General features: G+C 71.3%; 11 protein-coding genes. 8 read left to right on the forward strand and 3 right to left on the reverse strand.

The features are described 5' to 3' along the window. The first annotated feature begins 13 nt into the window (after window positions 1-13). Window positions 14-589, forward strand: a complete 576-nt coding sequence (locus ABZT18_RS22550) for a metalloregulator ArsR/SmtB family transcription factor (protein ID WP_354994728.1) — start codon at window positions 14-16, stop codon at window positions 587-589. Then, window positions 586-1,866 carry an MFS transporter gene (locus tag ABZT18_RS22555; RefSeq protein WP_354994727.1) on the forward strand — a complete coding sequence of 427 codons (1,281 nt, stop codon included), beginning with the start codon at window positions 586-588 and terminating at the stop codon, window positions 1,864-1,866. Before ABZT18_RS22550 ends, ABZT18_RS22555 begins: the two co-directional genes overlap by 4 nt. A 48-nt stretch (window positions 1,867-1,914) precedes the next feature. Here the strand turns inward: ABZT18_RS22555 and ABZT18_RS22560 are convergent, their stop codons facing one another. Next, window positions 1,915-2,118, reverse strand: coding sequence for a cold-shock protein (locus ABZT18_RS22560; RefSeq protein WP_007462771.1), 204 nt, complete (start codon window positions 2,116-2,118; stop codon window positions 1,915-1,917). A gap of 194 nt (window positions 2,119-2,312) precedes the next feature. Here ABZT18_RS22560 and ABZT18_RS22565 point away from each other — a divergent pair, with 194 nt between their 5' ends. Beyond that, window positions 2,313-2,996: a 50S ribosomal protein L11 methyltransferase gene (locus tag ABZT18_RS22565; RefSeq protein WP_354994726.1), complete on the forward strand. Its 684-nt coding sequence runs from the start codon at window positions 2,313-2,315 to the stop codon at window positions 2,994-2,996. A gap of 101 nt (window positions 2,997-3,097) precedes the next feature. Beyond that, the gene (locus tag ABZT18_RS22570) at window positions 3,098-3,706 is read left to right on the forward strand and encodes a VTT domain-containing protein (RefSeq protein WP_354994725.1); all 609 of its coding nucleotides are present in this window, start codon (window positions 3,098-3,100) and stop codon (window positions 3,704-3,706) included. A 229-nt stretch (window positions 3,707-3,935) separates the two neighbouring features. Here ABZT18_RS22570 and ABZT18_RS22575 read toward each other — a convergent pair whose 3' ends face one another. Continuing rightward, entirely contained in the window at window positions 3,936-4,589 is a 654-nt protein-coding gene (locus ABZT18_RS22575; RefSeq protein ID WP_354994724.1) for an MBL fold metallo-hydrolase, read from the reverse strand. A gap of 7 nt (window positions 4,590-4,596) precedes the next feature. Beyond that, window positions 4,597-5,313, reverse strand: coding sequence for a maleylpyruvate isomerase family mycothiol-dependent enzyme (locus ABZT18_RS22580; protein ID WP_355252438.1), 717 nt, complete (start codon window positions 5,311-5,313; stop codon window positions 4,597-4,599). A 178-nt stretch (window positions 5,314-5,491) separates the two neighbouring features. Here ABZT18_RS22580 and rsgA point away from each other — a divergent pair, with 178 nt between their 5' ends. The 4 genes from rsgA to uvrC all read left to right on the forward strand — a co-directional run bounded on the left by rsgA (window position 5,492) and on the right by uvrC (window position 12,572). Then, window positions 5,492-6,562, forward strand: a complete 1,071-nt coding sequence (gene rsgA, locus ABZT18_RS22585) for a ribosome small subunit-dependent GTPase A (protein WP_355252441.1) — start codon at window positions 5,492-5,494, stop codon at window positions 6,560-6,562. 241 nt (window positions 6,563-6,803) lie between these two features. Further along, complete coding sequence (uvrA, locus tag ABZT18_RS22590; RefSeq protein ID WP_355252444.1) at window positions 6,804-9,749, forward strand: excinuclease ABC subunit UvrA; 2,946 nt, start codon at window positions 6,804-6,806, stop codon at window positions 9,747-9,749. A 193-nt stretch (window positions 9,750-9,942) separates the two neighbouring features. Beyond that, window positions 9,943-10,428, forward strand: coding sequence for a Rieske (2Fe-2S) protein (locus tag ABZT18_RS22595; RefSeq protein ID WP_355252447.1), 486 nt, complete (start codon window positions 9,943-9,945; stop codon window positions 10,426-10,428). A 155-nt stretch (window positions 10,429-10,583) separates the two neighbouring features. Further along, the gene (gene uvrC, locus ABZT18_RS22600) at window positions 10,584-12,572 is read left to right on the forward strand and encodes an excinuclease ABC subunit UvrC (protein WP_354994719.1); all 1,989 of its coding nucleotides are present in this window, start codon (window positions 10,584-10,586) and stop codon (window positions 12,570-12,572) included. Window positions 12,573-13,540 lie beyond the last annotated feature (968 nt).

Consider the following 13,540-nt stretch of genomic DNA (forward strand, 5'->3'; position numbering starts at 1 on the left):
CCATCCTGACGGCATGGAGACACCCGACGTACGCCAGATCACCGACTCGCGGGTGCTGGCCGCCATGGCCCACCCGCTGCGCCGCCGGCTGATGGACGTGCTCAAGGTGCACGGGCCCTCGACCGTCGGCCTGCTCGCCGAGCGCACCGACCAGGCGCCCGCGAACGTCAGCCACCACCTCAAGGTCCTCGCCGCCGCGGATCTGGTCACCGAGGCCCCCGAGCTGGCCCGGGACCGGCGCGAACGGTGGTGGCGGCTGGTCACCCGAGGGCTGCGCTGGTCCAACACCGACTTCGACGCCGACCCGGCCGCCCGCGCGGTCGCCGACGCGGCCACCTCGCTCAACCTCGACCGGCACGTCGCCCTGGCCCGGGCGTGGCACGCCGCCGACGAGGCCGAGCAGGCATCATGGCACGACGCCGCGTTCTCCACCGACCACTGGCTGCGCCTCACGCCCGAGGAACTGGCCGAGCTGAGCCGCGAGATGATCGGCATCCTCTCGCGCTGGGCCAACCGTGACCTGCCCGACGACGACGCCGAGCGCCAACCGGTGTTCGTGTTCGTCCACGGCGTGCCGGCCCGACCGTGACCGCCGCCACCCGCAGCGGCCCGACCCACGTCCGCCAGGCCGGCGGGCTGCTGCGGCACCGCGACTTCCGGCTGCTCTGGACCGGCCAGACGGTTAGTAGCATCGGCAGCAACGTCACCACTGTCGCGCTTCCGCTGGTTGCGGTCGCCGTCCTGGACGCCGGCACCTTCCAGGTGGCGGTGCTCACCGCCGCGGCCTGGCTGCCCTGGCTGCTGATCGGTCTGCCGGCCGGCGCGTGGGTGGACCGGCTGCCCCGCCGACCCGTGATGGTGGCGTGCGATCTGTTCCGCGCGCTGCTCTTCCTCAGCGTGCCGCTCGCCGCCGCACTCGACCGGCTCACCGTCTGGCACCTGCTGCTGGTGGCGCTCAGCGCCGGCGTGGCCCGGGTCTTCTTCGAGACAGCCGACCAGGTGTACCTGCCGGTGCTGCTGCGACCCGAGCAACTGCCGGAGGGCAACGCGAAGCTGCACGCCGCCCAGACCGCGAGCTATGTCGTCGGGCCCGGCCTCGCAGGTCTGATCGCCCAGCTCATCGGTGCGGTCACCGCTCTGCTGCTGGACGCGATCAGCTTCCTGGTCTCCGCGGTGTGCCTGCTGCGGATCCGTACCGTCGAACCGCGCGTCCGCCGAGTGGACCAGTCCCGGTCACTGCGCCGCGACATCGCCGAGGGACTGCGTTTCGTCGCCCGAGACCCGTACCTGCGGGTGCTGACGGTCTTCGGCGCGGCCAGCAACATCGGGCTGACCGGCTACCAGGCCGTCCTGGTGGTCTTCCTGGTCCGTGAGTTGCGTCTCGAACCGGGCCTGGTGGGCGTCCTGATCGCCGTGATGAGCGCCGGAGGGATCATCGGGGCGTTGCTCGCCACCACGCTGGGCCGGCGCTGTGGCACCGCGCGGGCACTGCTGATCGGGGCGGCGCTCACGGGCCCGCCCGCCCTGCTCATCCCGCTCGCCGCACCCGGCACCGGGCTGGCCTGGCCAGCCCTCGGAGGCCTGCTGATCGGCCTTGGCGTGGCCATCGGGAACGTGGTCAAGGGGGCTTTCCGGCAGACGTACACGCCGCACCACCTGCTGGGCCGCGTGACGGTGAGCATGCATCTGCTCAACTACGGCACGATCCCGCTGGCGGCCGTGTTGGCCGGTGCGATCGGCGCGCGCTACGACGTCGGGACAGCAATTTTCGTGATGACCGCCTGGCTGGCGGTCACCCCGGTGATTCTGTTGATCGGGCCAATCCGAAGGCGGCGGGACCTGCCCGCCGCCCCGGCGGCGTCTTGAGTGCGCTGCGACGGCGGCCGGAGACCGGCCGCCGTCACCGGCACGGAGCTACATCGGGCGGACGTTGTCCGCCTGCGGACCCTTCTGCCCCTGGGTCACCTCGAACTCGACCTTCTGGCCCTCGTTGAGCTCCCGGTAGCCGCTCGAAGCGATGGCGGAGTAGTGGACGAACACGTCCGGACCTCCACCGTCCTGCTCGATGAAGCCAAAGCCCTTTTCCGAGTTGAACCACTTAACCGTGCCGGTTGCCATGCATCTCTCCCTGTTCAAAGCGGCTGACCACCGACCTCTGGCCGGTGATCGCCCGTACCTGTTCGACAGTAACGGGCAAAACCCGGATCCGCTGGCCGAAGTGCCGTAGGTCTTTCTGTGAAGTCGGGTGAACTTCTGCGCGCCGGCATGCGAAAGCCGCCCCGACCACCCGTCGCTGGGGCATGCTTGCGCCGATGAAGGGTGCCGCAGCCGACGCGCTGACCGAGCTGGAACGCGAGATCGAGACGTCCGGCGACGGCCTGGACCGGCTCCGGTTGGTGCCCACCCCGTTCGTTCCCGAGGTGCGGCTGTACCTGGCCGAGGACGCGATCGTCTGGTGGGCTCGAATGGAGGCCGCCGCCGGGCACGCCCTGCCGGCGCCGTACTGGGCGTCCGCCTGGGCTGGAGGCCAGGCCCTGGCCCGCCACCTCCTGGACAACCCGGAGCTGGCCGCCGGTCGCCGGGTGCTCGACCTCGCCTCCGGGTCGGGCCTGGTGGCCATCGCCGCCGCGCTGGCCGGTGCCGCGGAGGTGGTCGCCAACGACATCGACCCGTACGCCGTCGCCGCCGTCACACTCAACGCGCGGGCCAACCGGGTCGCCGTCGACGCTTTCGGGGACGACCTGCTCGACAGCACCGACGCGGAGGCGGACCTGGTCGTCGCCGGGGACGTCTTCTACGACCGCGCCATGGCAGACCGGATGCTGCCGTTCCTGCAGAGGGCCGCCGCCGGAGGTGCCGATGTGCTGGTCGGCGACCCCGGCCGGGGTCACCTACCGGCAGACCGCCTCACGGTGCTGGCCGACTATCCGGTGCCCACCACCGAACCCTCGGTCGACTCGTCGCTACGCCGGGTGCAGGTGCTGCGACCTGCCTGAGCGCAGGCGCGCCTCAGGGACGACCCCGAGGCGGATACCAGGGGTCGCTGGGGGCTCTGACCGGATGTCCAGAGTGGTGGGGCGGCCATAGCGTACGAGGCATGACGCAATGGCTGGCCCAGATCGGCGAACTGCCCCTCCTGCTGCTGATGGGTGCGCTCGGGCTCGTCATGCTCTTCGACGCCGTACCCCTGCTGGGTGTCCTGGTCCCCGGTGACGTGGCGATCCTGGCCGCCGTCGGGGTGGGCCGCCCGACCACCGGGCTGGCCACCTTCGCCGCGGTGCTGGTCGGCTGCCTGGCCGGCTGGTCGTTGAGCTTCCTGATCGGCCGCCGCTACTCCGAGCGGCTACGACGCAGTCGGGTCGGCGGCTGGATCGGCGAGACGCGCTGGACGGCGGCCGAGGGAATCCTGCGTCGCGGAGGCGGCCGGATGATGGTCGTCGCGCCGTTCCTGCCAGTGTTCAACGCGCTGCTTCCGCTGGCCGCCGGTGGGCTGCGGATGTCGTACCGGCGATTTATCGGCTGCGCCGCGCTCGGCGCGGCCGCCTGGGCCGGTCTCTACCTCGCGCTGGGCGCCGCGTCCCGGTCGCTGGCCGGGCTGCTGCCGGGGGCGCCCAACCCGCTGCTGGTCACGATGGGGGTCGGGCTGGTGTTGGCTTCCGTCGTGCTGCTGGGGGCTCGGCGGCGGTTGTTCTCTTTGACTGGTTGAGTTCTTGGTTTCGGTGCGGCCTGTTGGTGCGGGGGCCGTTGGTTGCGGTGCGGGGGCCGGGTCCGTTGGTTGCGGTGCGGGGGCGGGGGCCCGCCGTGCCCGGCTCCGGGCGGTCAGGCTTGATCCCTGCGCCGGGCACGGCGGGCCCCGCCCCCGTCGTGGTGGGAGTCCGTCCGGGGGTGCCGTGCCCAGCGGTGGGTTATGGATCCTGGTGGTTTTCGGTCAGCGTTTACCAGCCTCGGGTTCGCCACTGGGGGAGGGCTGGGCGTTCTGCTCCCAGGGTGCTGTCCTTGCCGTGGCCGGGGTAGAACCAGGTGTCGTCCGGTAGTTGGTCGAACAGCTTGTGCTCGACGTCGTCGATCAGCGCGGCGAAGCGCTCCGGGTCCTTGTCGGTGTTGCCCACACCGCCGGGGAAGAGGCTGTCGCCGGTGAACAGGTGCGGGGTGCCGGCCGGGTCGCGGTAGAGCAGCGCGATCGAGCCCGGGGTGTGCCCCTTGATGTGGATGACCTCCAGCGCGCAGTCGCCGACCGGCACGGTGTCGCCCTCGGTCAGCACCTCCGCCTCGATCGGCAGCCCTGCCGCGTCGTCGGCGTGCACCAGCGCCCGGGCGCCGGTCTTGGCGACCACCTCCTCCAGGGCCACCCAGTGATCCATGTGCTGGTGGGTCGTCACCACGGCGGTGAGGCCGCCGTCGCCGATCAGGTCCAGTAGCCGCGGTGCCTCGTTGGCGGCGTCGATCAGCACCTGATCCCCGGTGCCCGTGCAGCGCAGCAGGTAGGCGTTGTTGTCCATCGGGCCCACCGACAGCTTGCTGATGGTGAGCCCGTCCAGCTCCCGCACCGCCGGCGCGCCGCCGTGGGTGACGTCTCCGCTGTATGTCATGAGGTGTCTATATCCATTCCGGTGGAGTAGGCAGGGGACCGTCGGGAGTGACGGAGAGTGGGTCGCCGTCGGCCCGGCCGATCAGCCAGGCGGCGAGGTCGGAGACGGGGCCGGCGACGATCGGGGCGCCGACGCGGTCCCCGATCACCACATCGTGCTCGCTGCCGTCGAGGCGGAGCACCATCGACGGCGGTTTCGGCCCGTTGGCGTGGTGGCTGGCCGCCTCGCGCAGCAGCCGGTGCGCGAACGTCTCCGACCAGTCTGCGGGTCGGTAGTCGGCGGCCAGGTCGAGGTGGTGCACCTCGATCTCGCGTAGGCGGCCCCAGACGAGCAGGGCGGCGGGCCACGGGCCTCGGCGAGCCTGCACCGTCGCCGCCCAGGCGTCGGCCGGCATCGCCGCGACCGCCTCGGTGAACAGGTCGGCGGTGCGCCGCAGGTCGTCCAGCTGCTCGTCGGGTGGCCGGCCCGCGCCGGCTTCGATGTCCGCGGTGCGGGCCGTCGGCGAGGCGTACATCGGCAGCGGCTCGCCGGTGCGGGCCGCGGTGAGGAGGTTGACGAAACCATCGGCGTTGCGCGCCAGGTGGGCCAGCACGTGGCCGCGCGTCCAGCCCGGGAGCAGCGACGCGGTGGCCAGGTCCGCGGCGTCGAAGGAGGCCGCGGTACGCAGTAGCCGGCTGGTGGCCGCGTCCACCTCGCCCATCAGTAGCAGAGGATCCGTGGTCACCCGTCGACCCTAACGGTCCGCCGTCGCGCCGTCGCAGGGGAAATCGCTTTCGGCGCGTCGGTGCGGACCCTACCGTCAGCGGCATACGCGGCACCGGGACATCGGACGGGGGTGGTGATCATGCCGGACGTGGCACGCGTGTTCCGCCATCACCAGCTTCGACACCGATGAGGATGCCATGACGATCGATCTGACCGCCCTCGGCTGGGACGCCGAGTGGGCGACGTACGCCGCGCGACGCGGCGAGCACCACCCGGGTCGGGTGGCCCGGGCGGACCGGGGGGTCTGCACGGTGCTCACGGCCGCCGGCCCGGTCCGGGCCAGCCTGGGCGGGGCGGTGCTGGCCGCCGCCGCCCGGGACCCGTCCGCGCTGCCCTGCGCCGGGGACTGGGTGCTGCTCACGCACTGGCCGGACCGCCGCGTCACCGTGGAGGCGGTGCTGCCGCGGCGGGCCGCGCTGATCCGGCGTACCGCCGGCAAGGACGCCAGCGGCCAGGTGCTGGCCGCCAACCTCGACGCGGCCGCCGTGGTGGAGCCGGTGCACCCCGAGCCGGATGTGGGCCGGATCGAACGGCTGCTCTCCCTGGCCCACGAGTCCGGCGCCCGCCCGCTGGTGGTGCTGACGAAGGCCGACCTCGCGGCCGACCCGGCCGCGCTGGCCCGCCAGTTGGCCGCGGTCGCTCCCGGGGTGCCGGTGCTGCCGGTCAGCGCCGAGCGTGGCATCGGTCTGGACCCGCTGCGCGCCGAGGTGGCACCCGGCCGCACGCTCGGCCTGCTCGGACCATCCGGTGCCGGCAAGTCGAGCCTGGTCAACGCCCTCGCCGGGGCGGTGATGATGCCGACCCAGGCGATCCGGCGGGTCGACGGCAAGGGTCGGCACACCACCACCTGGCGGGCCCTCGTACCGATCCCCGGCGGCGGCGCGGTGATCGACACACCCGGTGTGCGGGCGGTCGGCCTGCTGGACGGCTCGGCCGGGCTGGGCCGGGCGTTCGCCGATATCGCCGGGCTGGCCGAGGGCTGCCGGTACGCCGACTGCGGGCACGACGGCGAGCCCGCCTGCGCGGTCCGCGAGGCCCTGCACACCGGCGAGCTCTCCACCCGCCGGTGGGAGAGCTGGCAGCGGCTGCAGGGGGAGGTTGTTCACGAGAGTCGACGGCGGGATGCGCGGGCGGCGGCGGAGCGGCGTGGCGGCTGGCGTTCGGCCCGACGTCGGGCGATCCGGCCACCGACGCCCGGAGGCTACTGACCGGCGTCCTCCATCGGCGCTGCTGGCGGCGTCCGATCGGCGGCTTTCATCCGGAGCTGCCAGCGGCGTCCGATCGGCGCGGCCGACCGGGCTGAGCTGGGGGAATGTGCGGGCGGGGAAAACTGTCATACCTCGGGGCTAGAGTTGCCGAGGCGTGTTTTCCGCGCCCGCACGACCGCTCAGAACCACCCCAGAGCGGGACAGATCCTCCGCTTTATCTTCTCCCGGGAGTACACGCACCGTGGCCGACCGACTGATCATCCGTGGCGCGCGCGAGCACAACCTGCGTGACGTCAGTCTCGACCTGCCCCGGGACGCACTCATCGTGTTCACCGGGCTGTCCGGGTCGGGCAAGTCGAGCCTGGCCTTCGACACGATCTTCGCCGAGGGGCAGCGCCGCTACGTCGAGTCGCTCTCGTCGTATGCCCGGCAGTTCCTCGGTCAGATGGACAAGCCAGACGTCGACTTCATCGAGGGCCTGAGCCCCGCCGTCTCGATCGACCAGAAGTCCACCTCGCGCAACCCGCGCTCGACCGTCGGCACCATCACCGAGGTGTACGACTACCTGCGCCTGCTCTACGCCCGCATCGGCGAGCCGCACTGCCCGGTCTGCGGCGAGCGGATCTCCCGGCAGAGCCCCCAGCAGATCGTCGACCGGGTTCTCGCCATGGCCGAGGGCACCAAGTTCATGGTGCTCGCCCCGGTCATCCGCGGACGCAAGGGCGAGTACGTCGACCTCTTCGCCGAGCTGCAGGCCAAGGGCTACGCCCGGGCCCGGGTCGACGGCGTGGTGCACCCGCTGACCGAGCCGCCGAAGCTCAAGAAGCAGGAGAAGCACACCATCGAGGTGGTGATCGACCGGCTCACCGTCAAGCCGAGCGCCAAGCAGCGGCTGACCGACTCGGTCGAGGCGGCCCTGGGTCTGTCCAGCGGCCTGGTGCTGCTCGACTTCGTCGATCTGCCGGAGGACGACCCGGACCGGGAGCGCCGTTACTCCGAGCACCTGGCCTGCCCCAACGACCACCCGCTGGCCATCGAGGATCTTGAGCCCCGGGTCTTCTCCTTCAACGCGCCGTACGGCGCCTGCCCGGAGTGCGCCGGCCTGGGCACCAAGAAGGAGGTCGACCCGGAGCTGCTGGTCCCCGACCCGGAGCGCAGCCTGCGCGAGGGCGCCGTCCAGCCCTGGTCCACCGGGCACAACCTGGAATACTTCCTGCGCCTTCTGGAGGCGCTCGGCGAGGCCCAGCACTTCGACGTCGACACCCCGTGGCGGGCCTTGCCGGCGCGGGCGCAGAAGACGATCCTGCACGGCTCCGACGACCAGGTGCACGTGCGCTACCGCAACAAGTACGGCCGCGAGCGCTCCTACTACACCGGTTTCGAGGGTGTGGTGCAGTGGATCGAGCGCCGGCACTCCGACACCGAGTCCGAGTCGTCCCGCGACAAGTACGAGGGCTACATGCGCGACGTGCCGTGCGCGGCGTGCGGCGGCGCCCGGCTCAAGCCCGAGGTGCTCGCCGTCACACTGGCCGGCAAGAGCATCGCCGAGGTCTGCAACCTGTCCGTGGGCGACTGCGCCGACCTGCTCGCCGGCATCGAGCTGACCGACCGGCAGAAGATGATCGCCGAGCGGGTCCTCAAGGAGATCAACGCCCGGCTGCGGTTCCTGCTCGACGTCGGTCTGGACTACCTCTCCCTGGATCGGCCGGCCGGCACCCTGTCCGGCGGTGAGGCGCAGCGCATCCGGCTCGCCACCCAGATCGGCTCCGGCCTGGTGGGCGTGCTCTACGTGCTCGACGAGCCGTCGATCGGGCTGCACCAGCGCGACAACCACCGGCTGATCGAGACTTTGATCCGGCTGCGCGGGCTGGGCAACACGCTGATCGTGGTGGAGCACGACGAGGACACGATCCGCACCGCCGACTGGATCGTCGACATCGGGCCCGGCGCGGGTGAGCACGGCGGCAAGATCGTGCACAGCGGCTCCGTGCCGGCGCTGCTGAAGAACAAGGAGTCGATCACCGGGGCGTACCTGTCCGGGCGGCGGTCGATCCCAACGCCGACGAAGCGCCGCCCGCAGGACCCGGCCCGCGAGTTGGTGGTGCACGGCGCGCGGGAGCACAACCTGCGCAACCTGACCGTCTCGTTCCCGCTGGGCCAGCTGATCGCGGTCACCGGGGTCAGCGGCTCGGGCAAGTCGACGCTGGTCAACGACATCCTGTACGCGGTGTTGGCCAACCAGATCAACGGTGCCCGACTCGTGCCGGGCCGGCACACCCGGGTCGGTGGCCTGGAGCACGTGGACAAGGTCGTCGGCGTGGACCAGTCGCCGATCGGCCGGACCCCGCGCTCGAACCCGGCCACCTACACGGGGGTCTGGGACCACGTTCGCAAGCTCTTCGCCGAGACCACCGAGGCCAAGGTGCGCGGCTACGGTCCGGGCCGGTTCTCGTTCAACGTCAAGGGCGGGCGCTGCGAGGCGTGCTCCGGTGACGGCACCATCAAGATCGAGATGAACTTCCTGCCCGACGTGTACGTCCCCTGCGAGGTCTGCAAGGGCGCCCGGTACAACCGGGAGACCCTCGAGGTGCACTACAAGGGCAAGACCGTCTCGGACGTGCTGGAGATGCCGATCGAGGAGGCCGCCGAGTTCTTCTCCGCCATCCCGGCCATCCACCGGCACCTCAAGACCCTGGTCGACGTCGGCCTGGGCTACGTACGCCTCGGTCAGCCCGCGCCGACCCTCTCCGGCGGCGAGGCGCAGCGGGTCAAGCTCGCCTCCGAGCTGCAGAAGCGCTCCACCGGGCGGACGGTCTACGTGCTCGACGAGCCGACCACCGGCCTGCACTTCGAGGACATCCGCAAGCTGCTGATGGTGCTGGAAGGGCTGGTCGACAAGGGCAACACGGTGATCACCATCGAGCACAACCTCGACGTGATCAAGACGGCCGACTGGTTGATCGACATGGGTCCGGAGGGGGGCCACCGGGGCGGCAGCGTGCTCGCCACCGGCACCCCCGAGGAGGTCGCCGAGGTGGCCGAGAGCCACACCGGCGAGTTCCTGCGCCAGGTGCTCAAGCTCGACGGCGAGGCCAAGGGCGCGGCCGCCGCCACCACCCGGGCGGCCAAGGCCAACGGCGTAACCAAGGCGCGGGCCAGCCGCAAGGTGCCGGCCGCCGCGCGCTGACCCTCAACTCCCCGGGGGCGGGTCCGATCGGGTTCACACACGTCGATGGCGGCGTGCGCGAGCCGGTCCGGGCCCGCCCCGTCCCATTTCCTGGGTCAGACAGATGCCGCGGTGAACCATCCGGCACAGTTGCCCGTGTGGAGAGGTGCGGCCGGCTATCTGTCCGGCGTAGTGGGCTAGAGAGAGGCGAGGCATGAGTGACGATCAGGCGCTGACCGGTCCGGGTACGCAGACCCGTCGCACCCTGCTCACCGGCGTCGGGGCGGTCGGCGCTGCCGTCGTCCTGGCTGCCTGCGGCAGTGACGACGGCAGCGGCAGCAGCAGCGCCCCCACCAGCGGCGGTCCGGCGGTGCCCAGCACCGGTGACGCGGGCGGCGGCGACCGGCAGGGCGCCCAGTCGCTGGCCACCACCGCCGACATCCCGGTCGGCGGCGGCAAGGTCCTCGCCGCCGAGGGCGTGGTCATCACCCAGCCCACCGCCGGCCAGTTCAAGGGCTTCAGCCCGATCTGCACCCACCAGAACTGCCCCGTGACGAACGTCGACGGCGGCACCATCAACTGCACCTGCCACGGCAGCAAGTTCTCGATCGAGGACGGCTCGGTGAAGGCCGGCCCGGCCACCAAGCCGCTGCTGCCCAAGGACATCAAGGTCACCGGCGACCAGATCTCGCTGGCCTGACTCCTGGCCCAGGCCAGTTGCGCGGCTCAGCCGCTTGACCGACTCGCGTTCCGGGAGGTCGGGGCGTCCGGCGCCCTTCGCCACCCCGATCTCCCGGAGGCCGAGTCGATCACGCTGGCGGTGGGCTGTCGGTGCTGCGGACTAGGCTTGCTGGCGTGGCTGACCCCTCGACCTACCGCCCCGCACCCGGCACCATCCCGGAGTCACCGGGGGTCTACCGCTTCCGCGACGGCACCGGCCGGGTGATCTACGTCGGCAAGGCGAGGAACCTGCGCAGCCGGCTCAACTCCTACTTCGGCGACATCTGGAACCTGCACGAGCGCACCCGACAGATGGTCACCACCGCCGAGTCGGTCGACTGGATCACCGTCGGCACCGAGGTCGAGGCGCTCCAGCAGGAGTTCACCGAGATCAAGCAGTACGACCCCCGGTTCAATGTCCGCTACCGCGACGACAAGTCGTACCCCTACCTGGCCGTCACCCTCGACGAGGAATACCCGCGGCTGCAGGTGATGCGCGGCGCGAAGCGCAAGGGGGTGCGCTACTTCGGGCCGTACTCGCACGCCTGGGCGATCCGGGAGACCCTCGACCTGCTGCTGCGGGTGTTCCCCGCCCGGACGTGCTCCGCCGGGGTGTTCAAGCGGGCCGGCCAGGTCGGTCGTCCCTGCCTGCTCGGCTACATCGGCAAGTGCTCGGCGCCGTGCGTCGGCACCGTCTCCGCCGACGAGCACCGCGCCATCGTCGACGGGTTCTGCGACTTCATGGCCGGGCGCACCGACACCATGGTCCGCAAGATCGAGCGCGAGATGACCGAGGCGAGCGAGCAGTTGGAGTTCGAGCGGGCCGCCCGGCTGCGCGACGACGTGGCCGCACTGCGCCGGGCCATGGAGAAGCAGACCGTGGTGCTGGGCGACGGCACCGACGCCGACGTGGTCGCGTTCGCCGACGACCCCCTAGAAGCGGCCGTGCAGGTCTTCCACATCCGCGACGGTCGGGTCCGCGGCCAGCGCGGTTGGGTGGTGGAGAAGACCGAGGACCTGACCACCGGCGACCTGGTGCACCACTTCTGCACCCAGGTGTACGGAGGCGAGCACGGCGAAACTGACGTGCCCCGGGAGCTGTTGGTGCCCGAGCTGCCGGTGGATGCCGATGCGCTGGCCGAATGGCTCTCCAACCACCGGGGCAGCCGGGTGTCACTGCGGGTGCCGCAGCGCGGCGACAAACGCTCACTCATGGAAACGGTGGAGCGCAACGCCAAGGACGCACTCACTCGGCACAAGCTCAAGCGGTCCGGTGACCTCACCACCCGGGGCAAGGCACTGGACGAGATCAGCGAGGCGCTTGGCATGCGCACCTCGCCGCTGCGCATCGAGTGCTTCGACATCTCCCAGATCCAGGGCACCGACGTGGTCGCCAGCATGGTGGTCTTCGAGGACGGGCTGCCCCGCAAGAACGAGTACCGGCGGTTCATCGTCCGAGGCGCCACCGATGACCTCTCCGCGATGTCCGAGGTGCTCCGCCGCCGTTTCGCCCGCTACCTGGACGCCAGGGCCGAGACGGGCGAGGTGGGGGTCGAGTCGGCCGACGACCCGGCCACTCCGGGAGCCGCGGTCGACCCGCAGGTCGGTGTCCTGATCGACCCGACCACCGGCCGGCCGCGAAAGTTCGCGTACCCGCCGCAGTTGGTGGTCGTCGACGGCGGTGCTCCACAGGTCGCTGCGGCCGCGCAGGCCCTCGCCGACCTGGGCATTGACGACGTGGCACTGTGCGGGCTGGCCAAGCGGCTGGAGGAGGTCTGGCTCCCCGACGACGAGTTCCCGGTCATCCTGCCGCGCACCTCGGAGGGCCTCTACCTGCTGCAACGGGTCCGCGACGAGGCCCACCGGTTCGCCATCACCTTCCATCGACAGCGCCGCTCCAAGCGCATGACCGAGTCGGCGCTGGACCACGTGCCCGGTCTGGGGGAGGTGCGGCGCAAGGCGCTGCTGCGTCACTTCGGCTCGCTCAAGCGGCTTTCTGCCGCCACCGTTGAGGAGATCACCGAGGTGCCGGGGGTGGGTCGGCGTACCGCTGAGGCGATCCTGGCCGCCCTCGACAAGGACACGGCAGCCGACGACAGCGCAACAGCGGCGCCAAGTCCCTGAGCCTGCTCCCAGCCCGCGTGCTCGCGTGTCTGCCCGCGCGCTCGCGTGTACGTGATCGCCTGCCCGCTGCCCGCTGCCCGCTGCCCGCTGCCTGCTGCCCGCCCGCGATGCGCTGCTCGCTGCCCGTCTCCGCCTGTCGGTTGTTGGTGTGTTTGTCTCGCATGATCGTGCTCGATCCTGGTTGTAGTTGCCTCGTTCAGGAGCTGAGGGCCCTGTTTCCTGGATCAAGCACGATCTTGGGGCCGGGCGGGCAACGAGGGCCTCGTCGGACGGTTCTTATTGGGCGCTTTGTCTGATTACGGCTGTCGAGGAGTCTCGGCGGACGATCCAGCCGGTGATGGGAGGGGGTCTCCGGCGGTCGGATCCGCTGTCTCTCGAAGGCCAGCTTGACGGGTTTTGAAGTGGGCCGTGATCGGCGCACTTTCAGGGTGGTGTGTGCCTGAACCGCGTCGGGAGGCAGCGTTCCGGGTGACGGAGCGGCTGTGGCCCCCGGGGTGGGTCTGGGGGCGGGTGGGGGTTGGTGTCCGGTTCGGGGTGTGGCCGGTTGGATTGGCTGTCCGGTTATGGGCTGGCTGTCCCGTGGTCGGGGCCACTCTGGCGGTGGAATCGGGGGCCGGCCCGGGTCGTTATACCTGGCATGCGACCGTGGCCCCCCGGCCCGGTGCACGGCAGCCGCCGGGAACACCCGACCGGCCGCCCCGGTTACATCCCCCGTAACCGCTGGTCGGGTAAGACCCGCCAGACGCCGGCAGGCCCCCGGGAACATCCGGTAGGCCGCCCCGGTTACATCCCCCCGGAACCCCGAGCAGGTCCCCCCGGATCGCCGGGACGTTCCCGTGAACCTTTCCCCCCGCACGGCAGCACCCCCCCTGGGTGCTGTGTGGGTTCCCCCAAGGCAGAGGAGCACGCCATCATGCGTACCGATCTGATCCGTAAGACCGCACTGACCGCCGCTGGGCTCGCCTTCA

It is taken from the genome of Micromonospora sp. NPDC005291 (assembly GCF_040607415.1).
In the GTDB taxonomy this organism is placed as follows: Bacteria; Actinomycetota; Actinomycetes; order Mycobacteriales; family Micromonosporaceae; genus Micromonospora.